This window comes from Kitasatospora mediocidica KCTC 9733 (assembly GCF_000744225.1).
Taxonomy (GTDB): domain Bacteria; phylum Actinomycetota; class Actinomycetes; order Streptomycetales; family Streptomycetaceae; genus Kitasatospora; species Kitasatospora mediocidica.
In genome coordinates, this window is the sequence record NZ_JQLN01000004.1 from 509,259 (window position 1) to 529,833 (window position 20,575).

6 protein-coding genes are annotated in these 20,575 nt (G+C 75.1%); all 6 read left to right on the top strand.

Annotated elements, in window-relative coordinates; translation table 11 throughout:
• Positions 1 to 204: 204 nt before the first annotated feature.
• Genes BS80_RS43500 through BS80_RS09985 form a run of 6 tightly spaced genes read left to right on the top strand, consistent with a single transcriptional unit; the run spans position 205 to position 20,515 of the window.
• Positions 205 to 11,247, top strand: coding sequence for a non-ribosomal peptide synthetase (locus BS80_RS43500; protein WP_051966428.1), 11,043 nt, complete (start codon positions 205 to 207; stop codon positions 11,245 to 11,247).
• Positions 11,244 to 16,775: a non-ribosomal peptide synthetase gene (locus tag BS80_RS09965; protein ID WP_232246423.1), complete on the top strand. Its 5,532-nt coding sequence runs from the start codon at positions 11,244 to 11,246 to the stop codon at positions 16,773 to 16,775. Before BS80_RS43500 ends, BS80_RS09965 begins: the two co-directional genes overlap by 4 nt.
• Positions 16,772 to 17,950 (top strand): saccharopine dehydrogenase NADP-binding domain-containing protein, encoded by a 1,179-nt coding sequence (locus BS80_RS09970; protein WP_051966429.1) that lies wholly within the window; start codon positions 16,772 to 16,774, stop codon positions 17,948 to 17,950. The genes BS80_RS09965 and BS80_RS09970 overlap by 4 nt, the downstream gene beginning before the upstream one ends.
• Positions 17,947 to 19,053 (top strand): Gfo/Idh/MocA family oxidoreductase, encoded by a 1,107-nt coding sequence (locus tag BS80_RS09975; protein ID WP_035795637.1) that lies wholly within the window; start codon positions 17,947 to 17,949, stop codon positions 19,051 to 19,053. Before BS80_RS09970 ends, BS80_RS09975 begins: the two co-directional genes overlap by 4 nt.
• Positions 19,050 to 19,811, top strand: a complete 762-nt coding sequence (locus tag BS80_RS09980; protein WP_035795639.1) for a thioesterase II family protein — start codon at positions 19,050 to 19,052, stop codon at positions 19,809 to 19,811. The genes BS80_RS09975 and BS80_RS09980 overlap by 4 nt, the downstream gene beginning before the upstream one ends.
• The gene (locus BS80_RS09985; RefSeq protein WP_035795640.1) at positions 19,808 to 20,515 is read left to right on the top strand and encodes a class I SAM-dependent methyltransferase; all 708 of its coding nucleotides are present in this window, start codon (positions 19,808 to 19,810) and stop codon (positions 20,513 to 20,515) included. Before BS80_RS09980 ends, BS80_RS09985 begins: the two co-directional genes overlap by 4 nt.
• The last annotated feature ends 60 nt before the right edge of the window (positions 20,516 to 20,575 follow it).

Consider the following 20,575-nt stretch of genomic DNA (forward strand, 5'->3'; position numbering starts at 1 on the left):
TTTATGAGCAAGGGTAGGACAGGAGAGATGGGGTCGTGCACAATCCAACCATCAATCCCGGTGTACTTTAGCGCTCTTCGCATTCACCGGTGGCACCGTCGGGACTTTGCCCGGAGTGGGAAGTCTGGTGTATTAGTTTCTGGACGCACAACCTTCTGTGCCGCAGTAGGACAAGTACACTGCTATCCGAGCGATGGGCGAGGGATGCTTTCACCGCAGCATGGGATTTCGGCCACTGAACATGAGGCGCAGCCACTCGCCCGCCCATCGCTGACGGCGGACGCACTCAGGAATGCGGTCGCGGACCTGCTCGGCTGCGAGGCTCGGGATCTCCTGGACACCGACGACCTCGCCGAGCTCGGCATGGACTCGATCCGGACGATGACGCTGGCCGGCTGGCTGCGTCGCCAGGGCGTCCAGGTCGGCTTCCCGGCGCTGGCGCAGAGCCCGACGCTCGCCCAGTGGTCGGCGCTGGCCGACGCCCACCTGCCGGAGCCCCGGGCGCGGAGCGCGGCGGTCGCCGAGGCCGGTCCGGCCGTCGACGGGAGCGGTCAGCCGGTTGACCCGGGCGCGCCCTTCGCGCTGACGCCGATGCAGCACGCGTACTGGATCGGGCGGCGCGACGACCAGGTGCTCGGCTCGGTGGGCTGCCACGCCTACCTGGAGTTCGACGGCGTCGGCCTCGTACCCGAACGGCTCGAAGCCGCGGTGCGCACCGTGCTCGCCCGGCACGGCATGCTGCGGGCCCGGTTCCTGGAGGACGGCACGCAGCAGATCATGCCGGACAGCGCCTGGCCCGGGCTGCTGGTGCACGACCTGCGCGACGGCCCCGAGCAGCACGTGGCCGGGCGGCTCGAGCAACACACGGCAGAGCGCCTCGCGGCCGTCCGGGAGGCGCTCTCGCACCGCCGGCTGCGCGTGGAGCAGGGCGAGGTGCTGGATGTGCAGCTCTCGCTGCTGCCCGGCGGCGCCACCCGGCTGCACCTCGGCGTGGACCTGCTGGTCGCGGACGTCGAGAGCATCAGAATCCTGCTGGCCGACCTCACCCGCGCCTACCACTCCCCCGAACTCCTGTCACCCACCGAAGAGTTCACCTTCCCGCACTACCTCGCCGACCACGGCGCACGGCGCGCGCAGGCCCGCCGGGAGGCCCAGGCGTACTGGCGCGACCGGCTGCCCGACCTGCCGGACGGGCCCGGCCTGCCGCTGGCCACCGACCCGACGCGACTGGCGGCGGCGCCGCGCTTCACCCGGCGGCGGCACCGCCTGGAACCGGACGCCTGGCGGCGGTTCGGCGACCGCGCGCGGCGCGGCGGCACCACCCCGGCGATGGCCCTGGCCGCCGCGTACGCCGAGGTGCTCGGCGCGTTCAGCGAGAGCCCCCGGTTCCTGCTCAGCGTGCCGCTGTTCGACCGCGACGCGGTGCACCCGGCCGTCCCCGGCATGGTGGCCGACTTCACCGACCTGCTGCTGCTCACCGCGGACGTCTCGGCGGACGTCTCGTTCCTGGAGCGCGCCCGCGCGCTGCAGAGCGAGTTCCGGGCCGTCGCCGCGCACAGCGCGTACTCCGGTGTCGACGTGCTGCGTGACCTGGCCCGCGCGCGGGAGACCGGGGAGGAGCAGCCGCGGAGGGCGCCCGTGGTGTTCGCCTGCACCCTCGGCGACGATCTCATCGACGCCGAAGTGCGGCAGTCCATCGGCGAGTTGGGCTGGATGATCTCGCAGACCCCGCAGGTCTGGCTGGACCACCAGGTGTACGAGTCGCAGGGCGGCGTCGACCTGTGCTGGGACGCCGTCGACGACCTGTTCCCCGCCGGGCTGGTCGACGACATGTTCGACAGCTACCGGGAGTTGGTCGACCGCCTCGCCGCCGGGCGCGCCTGGGACGGACCCGTCCGCCCGGCCCTGCCGCCGCGCCAGCGGGCCGTCCGGGCCCGCGTCAACGCCACCGGCGCGCCCGGCGCCGACCGCCCGCTGCACGCGGGCTTCTTCGACCGCGCCGCCGAACACCCGGACAGCCCGGCCCTGTTGTGGGGCGACGACGACGCGGCGCCGGACGCGACGACGGCACACGGGACGACGGCACACGGGACGACGACGTACGGGAGGATGACGTACGGCACGCTGGCGCGGCGGGCGCTGGGGGTGGCCGCGGCGCTGCGTGAGCGCGGACTGCGGGCGGCCGAACCGGTGGCCGTCTCGACCGCCCGGGGCGCCGACCAGATCGCGGCGGTGCTCGGGGTGCTCGCAGCCGGCGGCAGCTACGTCCCCGTGGGCGTCGACCAGCCGGACCGGCGGCGGCGGCGGATCCTGGAGCGCGCCGGTGTCCGGCTGCTGCTGACCGACACGGCCGCCCCGACCGGCCTCCCCTCGACCGTGTCGGCGCTGGACGTCGCGACGGCCTGCGCGCACCCGCCGCTCGCGGGGCCCGTCCCGGTGCCGGCCGACGCGCCCGCCTACGTGATCTTCACCTCGGGCACCACCGGCGACCCCAAGGGCGTCCAGGTCGCCCACGGCGCGGCCGCCAACACCGTCGCCGACCTCAACGAGCGCTTCTCGGTGGGCCCCCGCGACCGGGTACTCGCCGTCTCCGCGCTCGACTTCGACCTGTCGGTCTACGACGTCTTCGGCCTGCTGTCGGCCGGTGGCGCGCTGGTCCTGCCGGCCGAGGCGCAGCGGCGCGACCCCCGGGCGTGGGCCGAGCTGATCGCCCGGCACGGCGTCACCGTCTGGAACTCGGTACCGGTCCTGCTGGACATGCTGCTCACCGCGGCCCCGGTCGAACCCCAACTGCCGGGAGGCCTAGCCGGGTTGCGGCTGGCACTGCTGTCGGGCGACTGGATCGGCCTCGACCTGCCCGGGCGGCTCGCCGGGCGGAGCGGGCAGGCCTGCCGGTTCGTCGCGCTCGGCGGCGCGACCGAGGCCTCGATCTGGTCGAACCTCTTCGAGGTGACCGAGGTTCCCGCGACCTGGACCTCCGTCCCGTACGGATTCCCGCTGCGCAACCAGCAGTTCAGGGTGGTCGGGCCGACCGGCCTGGACCGCCCCGACTGGGTGGCCGGCGAACTGTGGATCGGCGGCGCCGGCGTGGCGCTCGGCTACCTCGGTGATCCCGGGCTCACGGCGGACCGGTTCGTCACGCACGAGGACGGTCGCTGGTACCGGACGGGCGACCGTGGGCGCTACTGGCCGGACGGCACGCTGGAGTTCCTCGGCCGAATCGACCGGCAGATCAAGATCCGGGGCGTGCGCACCGAGTTGGGCGAGATCGAGGCGGCCCTCCAGGCGCACCCCTCGGTCGGTCGCTGCACGGTGGCCGTGCTCGGCGAGGGCCCGGCCAGGCGGCTGGCGGCGGTGGCCACCCCGGTGGCCGTCGACGGGCGCCCGGCCCGGCCGGCGCTGCCTCCCGTACCGGCCCCGCGCGCGGTGGCCGTCGCCGAACCCGCCCCGGAGTCGGCGGGCCCGGCAGGGCCGCGCGACCAGGCGGGACCGGCAGCGCCGCGCGACCAGGCGGGACCGGCAGCGCCGCGCGACCAGGCGGGACCGGTGGCGCCGCGCGACCAGGCGGACCCCGAGGCGCGTGTCGTCGAGCACGTCCTCGCCCGGCTCGCGGCCGGTGAGGCGGGCGTCACGGCCGCGAGCGCGCCGCTCACCGAACTGGCCCGCCGCTGGGGCGCGCCGCCCGGGTGGCAGCCGCTGCTGCGCCTCTGGTTCGACTGGCTCGCCGCGCGGGGCGTGCTCACCGGCGACCGGCACGGTTACGCCGCCGGTCCACGACTGGCCGCCGTGTGCCGACCGGCCGCGTCCGAGGCGCCGCCCGGCGGCGAACTCACGGCGGTGGCCCAACGGTTGGCGCAACGAATCGACGAGCTGGCCGCCGTCGTGCGCGGCGAACTCGACCCGTCGGCGCTGCTCGACGACCCGGTGCTGGCTCCCGAGGCGCTGGCGGGTCTCGACGCCGGCGCGGATCGCGCGGCGGCCGCGCTGGTCGCCGAACTCCCTTCGACGGCAATCCCCTTGGAGATCGCCGTACTCGGGGCAGGCGGCTCCCGGATCGCCCGGCGACTGGCCGCCGCCGACGACCGCCACCGCTGCACCCTGCTCGACACCTCCGTCAGCCGGCTCGACGCCGCCCAGAAGCTGCTGGCCGACGCCCCCGGCCGGTTCGCCTACCGCCGGCTCAGCGGCCCGCTGGTTCCGGCCGAACTGCTGGGCCGCTTCGACGTGGTGGTGGCCGACAACGCGCTGCACGCGTACCCCGACCCGGCGCAGGGCGCGCAGCTCGGCGCGCTGCTGCTCGCGCCCGGCGGGCTGCTGCTCGCGCTGGAACGGACCGCGCTTCCCCCGCTCGCCCTGATCGCCGCCGCCCTGCCGACCGTCGGCTTCACCCGGCTCGACCCGGTCCGCCGGGACCGACGCACCCCGCTGCTCCCAGCCGTGGACTGGCACCACCTGCTGGCGCGCGCCGGGCTCGTCCCGTCACCCGCCCGCGCCGGCGGCCCGGCCCTCCCGGACGGGCATCTGCTGCTGCGCGCCGCCAAGGCCCCGGACGCCGGGCTGCCGACCGAGGACGCCCTCCGGGAGTGGCTGGCCGCCCGGCTGCCCGCCGCGATGATCCCCGACCTCCTGTTCGGCACGGCCGCGCTGCCGCTCACCGCCAACGGCAAGGTGGACCGCGCCGCGCTGGCGGGCCTGCTGCCCGCCGCCGATCCCGCCGGGGCCGGGGCGGGCGCCGCACGGGCCGCCGGCGACCCGCCGAGCGGTCCGCTGGAGACCGCGCTGGCCGCGCTCTGGTGCGAGGTGCTCGGGGTCGGGTACGTCGCCCGCGAGCAGAGCTTCTTCGCGCTCGGCGGCGACTCGCTGCTGGCCACCCGGCTGGTGAGCCGGCTGCGCGGCGCCGGGCTGGCCGTGGAGCTGTCGGCGGTGTTCGCCTCCCCCGTCCTCAAGGACCTCGCCGCGTGCCTCACGCACGCCCCTGGCGCGCCGCACGCGACGGTCGTCGCCGACCCCGGGCACCGCCACGACCCGTTCCCGCCCACCGACGTGCAACGCGCCTACTGGACCGGCCGGGCCGCCGGCCTGCCGCTGGGCGGCGTGGGCGCGCACTACTACGTCGAGTTCGACGGGACCGGGCTCGACCTCGACCGCCTCGAAGAGGCCTGGAACCGCCTGATCGCCCGGCACGAGATGCTGCGGGCCGTCTTCGACGAACACGGCGACCAGCGCATCCTGGCCGACGTGCCGAGGGTGGTGATCCCGGTCGAGCGGCCGACGGCCGATGCCGCTGGGGACGCGCTCGGCGCGTTCCGCACGGCCATGTCGCACCAGGTCCGCGACCCGGCGCGGTGGCCGCTGGTCGACCTGCGCGCGCTGGTCTACGAGCAGGACGGCGCGCGGCGCGTCCGGCTCGGGGTCAGCCTGGAGAACATCGTGCTGGACGGCCGCAGCATGATGATCGTGCTCGGCGAACTCGACCGGCTCTACCGCACGCCGGACGCGGCGCTGCCCCCGGTCGACGGGCTGTCCTTCCGCGACTACCTGCTCCAGGTCGCGCCGTCCGCCGCCGCCTCCGAAGCCGCGCGGCGGTACTGGACGGACCGGCTGGCCGACCTGCCGCCCGCACCCCGGCTGCCGCTGGCCGCGCACCCGTCGGAGGTCACCGCGGCGCGCTTCGTCAGGCGCTCGGGGCTGCTGCCGACGGCTCGCTGGCAGGCCCTCACCGACCGGGCCCGGACGTACGGGCTGACGCCCTCGGCCGTCCTGCTCGCCGGGTACGCCGAGGTGCTCGGGCGGTGGAGCGCCCACCCCGAACTCACGGTCAACCTCACGCTCTTCGACCGCGAGGAGGTGCATCCGGCCGTCGACGACATCGTGGGCGACTTCACCTCGCTGCTGCTCGTCGCCTACCAGCCCGCGCCCGGCGCCGGGTTCCTCGACCGGGCCCGCGCCCTCCAGCGGCGGCTGGGAGAGGACCTGGGTCACCGCGCCTGGTCGGCCGTCCGGGTCACCCGCGAGCTGGCCAGGTCGCAGGGGGTGGCGGAGCAGGCGATGCCGGTGGTCTTCACCAGCGCGCTGGGCACCCCGCGCGACCTCTCGCTCGACCTCGCCGACTGGCTGCTGCCCCGGGTCTGGGGCGTCTCGCAGACCCCGCAGACCTGGCTCGACAACCAGGTCTACGACTCGGCGCGGGGCCTGCACTACGACTGGGACGCGGTGGAGCAGCTGTTCCCCGCAGGAGCCCTGGACGCGATGTTCGCCGCGTACGGAGAGCTGTTGGGCTGGCTGGCCGAGTCCGACTGGGACGCCCCCGTCCCCGATCTGCTGCCGGCCGGCCAACGCGCCGTCCGGGCCGGTGTCAACAGCACGGCCGGGCCGCTGCCGACCGCCGCGCTGCACGAGCCGTTCTTCGCGCTGGCCGAGCGCGAGCCGGACCGGACGGCCTGCCACTGGGCCGGTGGACGGCTCGACTACGGCCAACTCGCCCTGCGGGCCCGGCGGATCGCCGCGCTGCTGCGCGCGAACGGCGTCCGTCCGGGCTGCGCCGTGGCCCTGCACCTCCCCAAGGGGCCGGACCAACTCGCAGCGGTGCTTGGCGTGTTGGCCACCGGCGCGGCCTACGTTCCGGTCGGCGTGGACCTGCCCGTCACGCGGCGCGAGCGGCTCTACCGCAACGCCGGGGTCCACTGCGTCCTGACCGCGACGGCGCACGCGGAGCCGGCTCCCGAGGGGGTCGCCGTGCTCGCCATCGGGGAGTACGAGCGGTACGAGCCGCTGGCGGGTCCGGTGGCGGTGGCGGGCGACGCGCTCGCGTACGTCATCTTCACCTCCGGTTCCACCGGCGAACCCAAGGGCGTGGAGGTGAGCCACCGGGCGGCGGCGAACACCGTCCAGGACGTCAACGAGCGGTTCGCCGTCGGACCTGACGACCGCGTCCTGGCCGTCTCCGCCCTGGACTTCGACCTCTCCGTCTACGACATCTTCGGCCCGCTCAGCACCGGCGCCGCCCTTGTCCTCATCGGCGAGGACGAACGGCGCGACGCCGAACGCTGGCTCGACCTCGCCCACCGGCACCGGGTGACCCTCTGGAACACCGTCCCCACCCTCCTCGACATGCTGCTCACCGCGGCCGAATCCCGACCGCTCCCCGACTCGCTGCGGCTGGCGCTGGTCTCCGGCGACTGGGTCGGCCTCGACCTGCACCCGCGCCTCACCACCCGGCTGCCGCACTGCCGACTGATCGCGCTGGGCGGCGCCACCGAAGCCGCCATCTGGTCCAACTCCTGGGAGATCACCGGGATCCCGGCACACTGGACGTCCGTCCCGTACGGACATCCGCTGCGCAACCAGTGCTACCGCGTGGTCGACGCGCAGGGCCGCGACTGCCCCGACCTCGTCCCGGGCGAGCTCTGGATCGGCGGTCTCGGCCTGGCCGACGGCTACCGGGGGGATCCGGACCGGACCGCCGAGAAGTTCGTCCAGCACGACGGCACCGGCTGGTACCGCACCGGCGACCTCGGCCGCTACCACGGCGACGGGACCCTGGAGTTCCTCGGCCGCACGGACCACCAGCTCAAGATCAACGGCCACCGCCTCGAACCCGGCGAGATCGAAGCCGCCCTGGAGAGCCACCCGGGCGTGCGCCGAGCCGTGGTGACCGTCGACGACCGCGGTGCGCGGCGGCAGTTGGTGGCGCACGTTGTGGCCGAGGGCGGCCACCAGGTCGCCGCCGAGGTGCTACGGGCCTTCCTGGCCGAGCGGTTGCCCCGGCACGCGGTGCCGCACGCCGTCGCGTTCTGGGACGAACTCCCGCTCACCGCCAACGGCAAGGTCGACCGGGCGGCTCTCACCGCCCACGCCGTCCCGGCTCAGGTCCCGTCCCTCGCCAGCCAACTGCCTGAGACTCCGGCTGAGTTGCTGGTGGCCGCGGTCTGGTCCGAGGTGCTGGGAGTGCCCGCGCCCTCGTGCGACGGCAACTTCTTCACCCTGGGCGGCGACTCGCTGCTGGCCACCAAGGTGGTGACCCGGCTGCGCACGGCCGGCGTCGCGGGCGCCGCGATCAGCGCGCTGTTCACGGCGCCGCAACTCGCGGAGTTCGCCGCGACGCTGACGCTGGAGGGCGAGCCGTCGGCCGTCGGCGTCCGGCCCGCCGGCATCACCGCCGACCCGGCCGCGCGCCATCAGCCGTTCCCGCCGACCGAACTGCAACGCGCCTACTGGGTCGGGCGGTCCTCGGCCTTCACCCTGGGCGGCGTCGGGTCCTACTACTACTGCGAGTTCGACGCGAGCGAGCTCGACCTCGCCCGGCTGGAGGACGCCTGGAACCGGCTGATCGAGCGCCACGAGATGCTGCGCGTGGTGTTCGACGAGGACGGCAGCCAGCGGGTCATGCCCGTGGTCCCCCGCCTGACCATCCCGCTCGCCGAGGCCACCGGCGAGACCCGACTCACCGCGCTGCGCGAGGAGATGTCCCACCAGCTCCTCGACCCGTCGACCTGGCCGCTCTTCGACGTCCGCGCTGCCCGCCACGAGGACGGCCGCACCCGGGTCGGCATCGGTCTCGACTACCTGGTGGTCGACGGGCTGAGCATGATGATCCTTTTCTCCGAGCTCGACCGGCTCTACCGCGACCCGGACGCCCAACTCCCGCCGATCGGCGTCTCCTTCCGCGACTACGCCTGCCAGGTCGCACCGGACCCGACCGAACTCGACCGCTCACTGAGCTACTGGCAACAGCGGATCCCGCAGCTGCCGCCCGCGCCGGCCCTGCCGCTCGCCGTCGACCCCGCGACCGTCGACCGGCCGCGCTTCGTCCGCCGCGAGACCTGGCTCGCCCCCGAGCAGTGGCAGGCGCTCCAGGCCCGGGCCCGGCAGCACGGCTTCACGCCGTCCGCCCTGTTGCTCGCGTGCTACGCGGAGGTGCTCGGCGCCTGGAGTCTCGACCCCGAACTGACCCTGGCGCTCACCCTGTTCGACCGCCGCGACGTGCATCCCGACATCGAGCGGGTGCTCGGCGACTTCACCTCGCTGCTGCCGGTCGCCCACCGGCCGGAGCCGGGCGAGTCGTTCGAAGCCAGGGTCCGGCGGTTGCAGGACCGACTGTGGCGCGACCTCGACCACCGCGGCGCTCCCGTCCTCGGCCTGCTGCGCGCGGAGGCGGGAGCGGCGGGCGCGGCCGGGGCGACCCTGCCCGTGGTGTTCACCAGCGCGCTCGGGGTGGCCGACGAGCTCAGCGACGGACTGCGCCGGCCGGTCTGGAGCGTGTCGCAGACGCCGCAGGTCTGGCTGGACGAACAGGTGATGGTCCGCGACGGCGGCCTGCTGGTCACCTGGGACGCGGTGGAGGAACTGTTCCCCGCCGGGATGCTCGACGCGATGTTCGCCGCGCACGGCGACCTGCTCGACTGGGCCTGCCGGGCGGACTGGTCCGCCCCGCGCCCCGCGCTGCTCCCCGTGGCGCAGCGCGCCGTCCGTGCCGCCGTCAACGCGACGGCCGGGCCGCTGCCGAGCGGGCCGCTGCACGGGGACTTCTTCGCCCGGGCGGCGGCCGACCCCGGCCGCTGCGCCCTGCGCTGGGGTGCGGACGGGCGGCTGACCTACGGCGAACTGGCCGAACGCGCGCTGCGGATCGCGGCGTTGCTGCACGCCGGTGGCCTGCGGCCGGCCGAACCGGTGGCGGTGAGCCTGCCGAAGGGCCCCGACCAGATCGCCGCGGTGCTGGGGGTACTCGCCGCCGGCGGCGCCTACCTGCCGATCGGGCCGGAGCAGCCCGGCGCTCGGCGCGCCCGGATGCTGGCGACCGGCGGCGCGCGGTTCACGCTCTCGGCGGCCGAGGTCGCCGCGGCACCCGCGTACGAGCCGTTGGCGGGTCCGGTGGCGGTGGCGGGCGACGCGCTCGCGTACGTCATCTTCACCTCCGGCTCCACCGGCGAGCCGAAGGGCGTCGAGATCACCCACCGGGCCGCCCTGAACACCGTCCAGGACATCAACGAGCGGTTCACCGTCGGACCCGACGACCGCCTCCTGGCCCTCTCCGCCCTCGACTTCGACCTCTCCGTCTACGACATCTTCGGCCCGCTCAGCACCGGCGCCGCCCTCGTCCTCCCGCACGAGGACGACCGCCGCAACCCCGAGGCCTGGCTCACCCTCATCGACGACCACCGGGTCACGCTCTGGAACAGCGTCCCCACCCTGCTCGACATGCTCCTCACAGCGGCCCGGCCCCACCAGCCGCTCACCCACCTGCGGCTCGCCCTGGTCTCCGGCGACTGGGTCGGCCTCGACCTGCACCCCCGCCTCACCAGCCACCTCCCGCACTGCCGCCTGATCGCCCTGGGCGGCGCCACCGAGGCCGCCATCTGGTCCAACAGCTGGGAGGTAACCGGGATCCCGGCGCACTGGACGTCCATCCCCTACGGCCACCCGTTGCGCAACCAACACCACCGCACCACCGGACCGCACGGCCACGACACCCCCGACTGGGTCCCCGGCGAACTCTGGATCGCCGGCGCCGGCCTCGCCGCCGGCTACCGGGGCGACCCCACCCGGACCGTCGAGAAGTTCGTCCGGCACGACGGCGTGCGCTACTACCGCACCGGCGACCTCGCCCGCTACCACCCCGACGGGACCCTGGAGTTCCTCGGCCGCACGGACCACCAGCTCAAGATCAACGGCCACCGCCTCGAACCCGGCGAGACCGAGGCGGCGCTCACCGCGTACCCCGCCGTGCGGCAGGCCGTCGTCGTGGCCGTCGGCGAGCGCGGCGGCCACCGTCTGCACGCCTTCGTCACGGCCGACGGTCCCGAGCACCCCCAACCGGCCGCCGTGCAGGGCTTCCTGGTCGACCGACTGCCGCCGTACGCCCGCCCGAGCACGATCACCGTGCTCGACGCGCTCCCGCTGACCGGCAACGGCAAGGTCGACCGGGCGAAGCTCAAGTCCCTGGCGTCGGAGGCCGGTTCCACCCCGCCGACCGGGCAGGCCGCGCGCGGCCCGGTCGAAACGACGCTGGCCGAGCTGTGGGGCGGCCTGCTCGGCAGAGCCGCCGTCCCCCGCGACGCCACGTTCTTCGCCCTGGGCGGCGACAGTCTCCAGGCGACCCGGCTGGTCCAGCGGCTGCGCGACCGGTTCGGCTGCGAGATCTCGCTGCGCCAGCTGCTCAGCACGCCCACGATCGCAGGACTCGCGACGCTCATCGAGCACCAGATCCTCGGCACCGAGGACGACGACACAGAGGACGGCTCCCTTTGACGGTCAGCGAACTCATCGGTGAACTCATCGGTGAACTTGAGAACATCGGCGTCCGGTTGTGGGAGGAGGACGGGGTGCTGCGCTACCGCGCGCCTCGCCATGTGATGACCGAGGAGCGGCTCGCGCGGCTGCGGCAGCACAAGCCCGCCGTGCTCGAAGAGCTCCGCCGCGGCGCGGCCGGTCCGCGGCTCACCCACGACCCGGCGGCCCGGTACGAGCCGTTCCCGCTCACCGACGTCCAGTCCGCGTACCTGCTGGGGCGCAGCAGTGCCTACGAGTACGGCGGCGTCGGCTGCCAGGCGTACCTGGAGGTCCGGTTCCCGGCCTTCGACCCGGCGCTGGTGGCCGACGCCTGGCGGCAGTTGACGGCGCGGCACGACGCGCTGCGGACCGTCGTGCACCAGGACGGCTACCAGCAGGTGCTGGCGACCGTGCCCGAGCAGCCCGTCCCGGTCACCGACGCCTGCTTCGGGTCGGCCGCCGAGCAGCGGCAGGCGATCGACACCGCCCGGGCCGAGCTCTCCGCCCGCGACTTCCGCCCCGACCAGTGGCCGCTGCACGAGCTGCGGGTCACCCGGACGGCGCTGCACGTCGTCGTCCATCTCGCGATCGACCTGCTGATCTGCGACTACGCCAGCGTCCAGCTGCTGCTGGGCGAGTTGGAGCAGCTCTGCCTGCGCCCCGGCACGCCGCTGCCCGAGCTGGGGATCGGCTACCGCGACTACCTCGCGGCCGAACGGCAGCTGCGCGACGGCAGGTTCGAGCAGGACCGGGCCTACTGGTGGGACCGGCTCGACGAGGAACGGCCCGAGGGCGGTGACGCCGTCCCCTTGGCGCCCGCCCCGGCCCTGCCGCGCGCCACCGGGGTGCCCGGCGCCGGCGCCCCACGCTTCGAGCGCGTGCAGGCCCAGCTGCCCGCCGAGGACTGGCGGCAGCTGCGCGACCGGGCGGCCGCGCACGGCGTCACGCCGACCGTCGCCCTGCTCACCGCCTACGCGGAGGTGGTCGGCCGGTGGAGCGGCCGGCCGCGCTTCACGCTGGACCTGCCGATGTTCAGCCGACTGCCACTGCATCCCGACGTCGGCCTGCTGGTAGGTGACTTCACCTCGGTGGAGCTGCTGACGGTGGACAGTTCGGCCGACGGGTCGTTCGCCTCCCGCGCGGCAGCCGTGCAGGCCCAGCTGTGGCTGGACCTCGACCACCGGAGCTGCTCCGGGGTCGAGGTGCTGCGCGAGCTCGGCCGGCGCCGGGGCCAGGACGCCGCGCTGATGCCGGTGGTGTTCACCAGCACCGTGGGCGTCGGCGGCGACGAAAGCACGGACGGCCCGGCCCGGTTGCGCGAGGGCGAGATCGTCCTCGGCAACAGCCGCACGCCGCACGTCTGGATCGACTGCCAGGTCATGGAGCACCGCGACGCCCTGCTGCTCGGCTGGGACGTCCGCCAGGGGGTCTTCCCCGACGGCCTGGCCGAGGACGCCTTCGCCGCCTTCGAGACGGCCGTTCGACGGCTGGCCGACTCCGACCAGGCCTGGCAGCTCACCTCGGTCGTCGAACTGCCCGACGCCCAGCGCGAGCGGCGCGAGCGGGTCAACCGGACCGCGCGCCCGCTGCCCGAAGGACTGCTGCACGCCGGTCTGGTGGCTCAGGCGCGTGCCACGCCCGACCGGATCGCCGTGATCGCGGGCTCGAACGAACTGACGTATCGTCAACTGCTGTCCCGGGCTGCGGCGGTCGCCGAACAGCTGGCCACCGACGGCGACCCGGCGGGCCGGGTGGTCGCCGTGCTGATGGACAAGGGCTGGGAGCAAGTGGTCGCCATCCTCGGCACGTTGCTCGCCGGCGCGGCCTATCTGCCGCTCGACACCGATCAGCCGGCCGCCCGCCGGGATGCGATGCTGGCCGGCGCCGGGGTCGCCACGGTACTCGTCCAGCCCTGGTGCACGGCCGAGTTGCCTGGCCTGCGGATGCTGACCGTGGACGGGAGTGCGGAGTCGGCGGTGCGCGAGCCGCTGCGCGCCGCCGCGCCCGACGACCTCGCCTACGTGATCTACACCTCGGGCTCGACCGGTACGCCCAAGGGCGTGATGATCAGCCACCGCGCGGCGCTGAACACCGTCGCCGACATCAACGACCGGTTCGCCGTCGGCCCGGACGACCGGGTGCTCGGCCTCGCCGCGCTGGGCTTCGACCTCTCGGTGTACGACGTCTTCGGGCCGCTGGCCCGCGGCGGCGCCCTGGTGCTGCCCGACCCGCGGCGCCGCGCCGACCCCGCGCACTGGGCCGACCTGACGGTCCGGCACGGGATCACCCTGTGGAACTCCGTTCCCGCCCAACTCCAAATGCTGGAAAGCTACCTGAGCTCCGAGGACAGCGCGGTCGGCTCGCTCCCGCTGCGCCTGGCCCTGCTCTCCGGCGACTGGATCCCGCTCCCGCTGACCGAGCGGATCGCCCGGCGGCTGCCGCACTGCGAGCTGGTCGGCCTCGGCGGCGCTACCGAAGCGGCCATCTGGTCGATCATCCACCCGATCGACCGGCAGCCGGTCGGCGCCTCCAGCGTCCCGTACGGCACGCCGCTGGCCAACCAGGGCTGGCACGTACTCGACGCCGAGCTGCACGACCGCCCGGATCTGGTGCCGGGCGAGCTGTACATCACCGGTGCCGGTCTCGCCCTCGGCTACCTCGGCGACACCACCCGGACCGCGGAGCGCTTCCGCGTCCACCCCCGCACCGGCGCGCGGATGTACCGCACCGGCGACCTCGGGCGCTATCTGCCGGACGGCGCCATCGAGTTGCTCGGCCGGATCGACGACCAGGTGAAGATCCGCGGCCACCGGGTCGAGCCCGCCGAACTCGCCGCGGCCGTCGAGTCCCACCCGGCGGTGGCGTCGGCGGTGGCACTGGTGTCGGGCGAGGACCCCGCGCAGCGGCGGCTGGCGGCCTTCGCCACCACCCGGCCCACCGAGCAGGCACCGGCGCCGAGCGGAGCCCGTGCGATCGCCGCCGCCGGCGCCGCCGGAGCGGCGGCCGGAGCCGGTGTCGACCGCGAACTGCTGGGCGAGTTCCTGGCCCTGGCCGACGAGGTCGCGCTCACCGCGATCGCCCGTACGCTGCGCGCCGCAGCGCTGTTCGAGACCCCGCAGAGCGCGCACACCGCCCCGCAGGTCGCGGCCGGGCTCGGCGCGCACGCCCTGCACACCCGGGCCGTCCGCCGCTGGCTGCGCGCGCTCACCCGGGCGGGACGGCTGCGGCACGACCCGGCCACCGGCCGGTACTGCGGCCTGCCCGCCACCGATCCGGTGGACCCGGAGGCGGGCTGGCAGCGGGTCGAGCAGCTCGGGCGTCAACTCGACTACGGCGCCGACCTGCTGCGCCTGGTGCGGACCAGCAGCGAACACCTGGCCGAGCTGCTGCGCGGCGAGGAGGACCCGCTGCAGCTGCTCTTCCCGCAGGGCAACCTCAACGTCGCCCAGGCCGCCTACCGCGACAACCTGGTCAGCCGCACGCTGAACCGGGTCGCCGTCGCCGGGCTGCGCGAGCTGGCCGCCTCGCACGACCGGCCGGGCCCCCTGCGGATCCTGGAGGTCGGCGCGGGCGTCGGCGGGACCAGCATCGACCTGATCCCCGCACTGGCCGAGTTCGAGGTGGACTACCTCTTCACCGATATCTCGAAGTTCTTCCTGGGCGAGGCGCGCAGGCGCTTCGAGCCCTACCCTTGGGTGCGCTACGGCCTCTTCGACGTCAACGCGGACGCCGCCGGGCAGGGCCTGACGGCGAACAGCTTCGACGTGATCCTCTGCGCCAACGTGCTGCACAACGCCGACGACGCCGCGCAGGCACTCGGACGGCTGCGCGAACTGCTGGCGCCCGGCGGGTGGTTGGTGTTCATGGAGGCCACCGTGGAGCGCCATCCGCTGCTGGTCTCGATGGAGTTCGTCGACGGGCTGAGCGGGGGCTTCAACGATCTGCGCGAGGCGGCCGACCAGACCTTCCTGACCCACGCCCAGTGGACCGGGCTGCTGGCCGACGCGGGCGCCGACGTCCGGCTCTGCTTCCCGCCCGCCGACGACGTCCTCGCCCAGGCCGGGCAGCAGATCTTCTTCTCGCGCCTGAAGAGCGACCGGACCCGGCTGACCCGGGACGAGTTGACCCGCCATCTGGCCGACCGGCTGCCCGAACACATGCTCCCGGCCCACCTGGAGATCCTGGACGAGCTCCCGCTCACCGCCAACGGCAAGATCGACCGGGCCGGGCTGCGCCGCCGGGTTCCCGAGCCGGGCGGCGAGGGCGGCGCGGACCGCTCCGGCGCGGCGGCCGAGCCCGCGGACGAGCTGGAACGGCGGCTCGCCGCGCTCTGGGCCGAGGTGCTGGACTGCCCTCGGGTCGGCCGGGAGGACGACTTCTTCCGGCTCGGCGGGGACTCGCTGCTGGTGGCCCGGCTGGTCGGGCGGCTGCGCGAGGAGGAACCCTCGGCGGCCGGGACGGAGTGGGAGCACCTGCTGCGCCAGATGCTCCAGCGTCCGACGGTGGCCGCGCTCGCGGGCTTCCTGCGCGGCGCCGCCGCTCCCAGCGCCGTCGCCGACCTGCCGGAGGCCGAGGACGCCGCGGCCACGCCGACCCTGCTGGTCGCGGGCACGGCCGACGGTCCGACCACCGTGCTGGTGCATGACGGCAGCGGCACCCTGCTGCCCTACCAGGCCGTGCTGGAGGAGTACCGCCGACGGCCGGCCACCGGGCCGGTGGTCGGTCTGGAGGCCGGCTCCACGGCGCGCTACCTCGACGCCGATCCGGCGCTGCTGATCAACCGGCTGGGCGGGGAGTACGCGCACCGGCTGCTGGCCGGCGGCGCGCGGCGGTTCCGGGTGGTCGGCTACTGCATGGGCGGGCTGATCGCCACCGAGGTGGCCCGGGCGCTGGCCGAGGGCGGCGCCGAGGTGGAGAACCTGACCGTGATCAGCTGCTACCGGCCCGCGTTCGAGGTGCACGAGGACCTGCTCGCCGAGTACACCTTCGCCCTCTCGCTGGGCGTCGATCCGGGGACCGTGGGGTTCCCGGCGGACGGCGCCGCGCTCGGCCGGGCGATCGAGGCCGTCCTCGCGACCACCCCGGGCCGGCTGGCCGCCGGCCGGCTGGCCGCGCTCGACGGCGCGCACGCCAAGGTGGCCGAGGCCTTCCGCGCGCTGGCCGAACGCGGCCCCGAGGAGCGGCTGGCGGCCGTGGCACACGCCGCGGAGCTGCTGGCGGGACCGCTCGACCGGGCCCAACTGGCCCGGCGCTACCGGATCTTCCGGCACAGCCTGTTCGCGGTCACCCGGCACCGGCCGGAGCCGTACGTCGGCGACATCACCTTCCTGTCGCACACCGGGACGTACAGCTTCGTCCCCGGCCTTCAGGAGGACATGAACGCGTACTGGCAGCGCATCTGCCTGGGCGAGTTGCGAGTCCGGGAGATCGAGGGCGACCACTTCGGGTGCATCGCCGGACACCGGGCGGCGGCCGTGCGCGGGCTGCTCGGCGGAGCCGCGTCATGACCGGCGCCCGGACGGGCACCGGGGTGGTCGGTGTGCTGGGCGGCTCCGGCGTGGTGGGGCGGGCAGCGGCCCGGGCCCTGCGCGAACTGGGCGTCGAGCGGCTCCGGTTGGGCGGACGGCGGCTCGACGCGGTGGCCGCGGTCGCCGCCGCGCTGCCGGGCGGCACGGACCGGGCGAGCCGGGCGGTCGCGGTGGACCTCGACGCCGCGGCGAGCCTCGCGGCGTTCTGCGCGGGCTGCAGCGTCGTGCTGAACTGCGCCGGCCCGTCCTACCGGGTGCGGGGGCGGGTCGCGCTGGCCGCGCTGGCCGCCGGGGCGCACTGCGTGGACGTCGCGGGCGACGACCCGGCGTACGAGCAGCTGCGCGCGGTGGACGTCGCGGGCACCGGACGCAGTGTCGTCCTGTCGGCGGGCATGCTGCCCGGCCTGTCCGGGCTGCTGCCCCGCTGGCTGGCGCAGCGGCAACAGGTCGGCGGTGGGGGGCGGTTGACGGTGTGGACCGGGGGCCTGGAGCGGTGCAGCCGGACCGTGGCGGCCGACCTGCTGCTCTCGGTGGGCGGCGACCCGAGCGGCGACCCGAGTGGGCATCCGACCGACGCCACCGTCCCGTTCGGCGAATCGCTGGCCGCCTGGCGCCAAGGCCGCCGGGTCAGCCGGGCGCTCCGCGCGCAGGACGGCGCCGAGCTGCCGTACTTCCCCACCAGCGTCTCCCTCCAGCCCTACCTGAGCACTGAGGCCGAACGCCTCGCCCGGGCCCTGGGCCTGGACGAGCTGGACTGGTTCAACGTGTTCCCCGGCCGCCGGGTCCGCGACCTGCTCGCGGCCCTGGGCACCGGCCGCGAACCACTCGCCGAGGCCGCCGAACGGCTGGTCAGGGCCGCCGAGTTGGATCTCACCGGGCGCCGGCCGTACTTCCGGATGGTGTTCGCCCTGGACTCCCCCGACGGCGCGGCCACCGCCGTGCTCGGCACCCGCGACAGCTACCGGCTCACCGCCGCCGTCGGCGCGCTCGCGGTGACCGCCACGCTGGCCGGCACGATCCCCGCCGGCCTGCACTTCGCGGCCGAGGTGCTCGACCCCGCCGAGAGCGTCCGCCGGCTCGCCGCAACCCCCGGCGTCACGCTGGACCTCTCGCACGGCCCGGTCGAACTGACCTCCTCGGTGGGTGCGTTGTGAGCGGGCGCGCGCTGCGCACGGTGGTCTGCGGCACGGTGTTCGGCACCTTCTACCTCCAGGCGCTGCGGGCGGCCTCGCCCGACTTCGAGCTGGTCGGCGTGCTGGCCAACGACAGCCCGCGCTCACGCCGCCGCGCCGCCGCGTACGGCGTGCCGTACTACACCGGCGTCGAGCAGCTGCCGCCCGACGTGGAGGTGGCCTGCGTGGTGGTCCGCGCGGCGGTCGCGGGCGGTGCGGGCGGCGAGTTGGCGCGGGCCCTGCTGACCCGCGGCGTGCACGTGCTGCAGGAGCAGCCCGCCCATCCGGACGAGGTGGCCGCCTGCCTGCGGGCGGCGCGCGCGCACGGTGTCCGTTACCAGCTCAACGGGTTCTACCCGCACGTCGAGCCGGTGCGCCGCTTCCTGGCCGCGGCGCGCGCCCTGCGCGCCCTGCGGACCTGCCGGTACGTGGACGCCGCCTGTTCGAGCCAGGTGCTGCTCCCGCTGCTCGACATCCTCGGCCGGGCGCTCGGCGGCCTCGGCCCCTGGGCGTTCACCGATCCGGTGCCGGTCGCCGAGGTGCGGGCCGCCACCGGTGCGCCGGTGCCCTTCCGGCTGGTGCACGGCGCGGTCGCCGGGGTGCCGCTCACCCTGCGGGTACAGAACCAGCTCGACCCGGCCGACCCCGACAACCACGCCCACCTGCTGCACCGCGTCTCGCTGGGCACCGACGCGGGCACCCTCACCCTCGCCGACACGCACGGCCCGGTGCTCTGGAACCCCCGGCTGCACGTCGGCCGCGACGGGGACGGGCTGCTGGCCCTGGACGGCCCCGGCACCGAGCGCCTGGACCAGCCGACCGGCTCACCGCTCGGCGCCGAACCGCCGTACTCGTTCCGGCGGACCTTCGCCGAGCTCTGGCCGGACGGGATCCGGCACGCCCTCGGTGAGCTGCGGACGGCGATCCTGGACGACGGCCCGGGCTCCTCGCGCGGGCAGTACGACCTGACGGTGAGCCGGATGTGGTCGGACCTGACCACCCGGCTCGGCCGGCCCGAACTGATCGGAGGGGCGCCGTCCCCGCCCCTCCACCCCGCCGACCTGATGACGGAGCTGCCCGTATGACGACTCCCTGGCTGCGCTGCTACCAACCCCGACCGGACGCCCGCCTGCGGCTGGTCTGCTTCCCGCACGCGGGCAGCGGCGCGGGCGCGTTCCGCGGCTGGCCGCAGCTGCTGCCACCGTGGATCGAGCTGCTGGCGGTGCAGTACCCGGGCCGGGAGGACCGCTTCACCGAGCCGTTGCTCACCGACCTGACGGCGCTGGCCGAGGCGGTCCTCCCGGAGGTGGCCGCCTTCGCCTCGCTGGCCGGCCGGCCGCTGGCGCTGTTCGGCCACAGCATGGGCGCCGCGATCGCCCACGAGGTGGCGCTGCGGCTGCCGGACCCGGCCCATCTGATCGTCTCGGCGCGCGAACCGGTCGAGCACGTGAGCGCCGGGGAGGTGCACCTGGGCGACGACGCGGCGCTGCGCGCCGAACTCGCCCGGCTGGGCGGCACCAGCCGGCTGCTCTTCGAGGACGCCGAACTCTGGCAGCTGATGGCACCCGTGATCCGGGCCGACTACCGGCTGATCGAGACCTACCGACCGCCGCCCGGCCGACTGCTCAGCTGCCCGGTGACCGCCTTCGCCGCCCTGGCGGACACCGAGCTGACGCTCGGCCAGGCCGGCGACTGGGCGCACGCGACCACCGGCGGCTTCACCCTGCGGACCTTCCCCGGCGACCACTTCTACCTGGTGCCGCAGCGGCACCAGGTAGCGGCGGCGATCGCCGACTGCCTGCTCACCCCCACCACCCTGCTTCCGGAGGCCTGTTCACCGTGATCGACTACTACTCCCCCACCGCCGAGTTCTACGACCTGGTGGGCGTCCAGCACTGGTCGCAGAGCGACCCGCTGCTCGCCGCGGCGCTCGCCGGGACGGACACCGGATCCGGCCCGGTGCTCGACCTCGGGGCCGGGACCGGGCGGGCGACGGCGGTGATCGGGCGGGTGCTGCCCGACGCCCGGATCCTCGCCGTCGAGCCGTCGCCCGGCATGCGGGCCGCGCTGACCAGCCGGGTGGTCCGGGACGAGGACCTCCGGCGCCGGGTGACCGTCGTCGCCGCCTCCGCCCAGGAGATGGAGCTGCCGGACCGGCTCTCGGGCGCGGTGATCTGTGGGGTGCTCGGCTACCTGGACCGCTCCGAGCGGGCCGAGCTGTGGGGCCGCCTGCTGGACCGTCTCCCGGCCGGTGCGCCGATTCTCGTCGAACTGATGGCGGTCAGCGCCCCGCAGTCGGTCGCGCCGATGCGGATCGCCCGCCAGACGCTCGGCGAGCAGGACTACGAGGCCTGGCTCTCGGGCGAACCGTGCGGTCCCGACCGGATGCGCTGGGCCGCCACCTGGCGGGTGCTGCGCGGGAGCCGGGTGGTGCGCGAGGTGGACGTCACGCACGAGTGGTACACCTTCGGCATCGAGGACCTGGCCGCCGAGACGGGCCTGACGGCCAAGCGGATCACCCCCGAACTGGGCGTGCTGGTCCGCTGAACGCCGACGGGCTGGGCCACCGCCCCGGCGGTGGCCCAGCCCTCGCGTGCGAACGCTCTG

What these genes read in the sequence shown, in the direction of transcription:
- BS80_RS09970 (WP_051966429.1), top strand. Translation starts at nt 16,772, where the DNA reads ATGACCGGCGCCCGGACGGGCACCGGGGTGGTCGGTGTGCTGGGCGGC.
- BS80_RS09980 (WP_035795639.1), top strand. Translation starts at nt 19,050, where the DNA reads ATGACGACTCCCTGGCTGCGCTGCTACCAACCCCGACCGGACGCCCGC.
- BS80_RS43500 (WP_051966428.1), top strand. Translation starts at nt 205, where the DNA reads ATGCTTTCACCGCAGCATGGGATTTCGGCCACTGAACATGAGGCGCAG.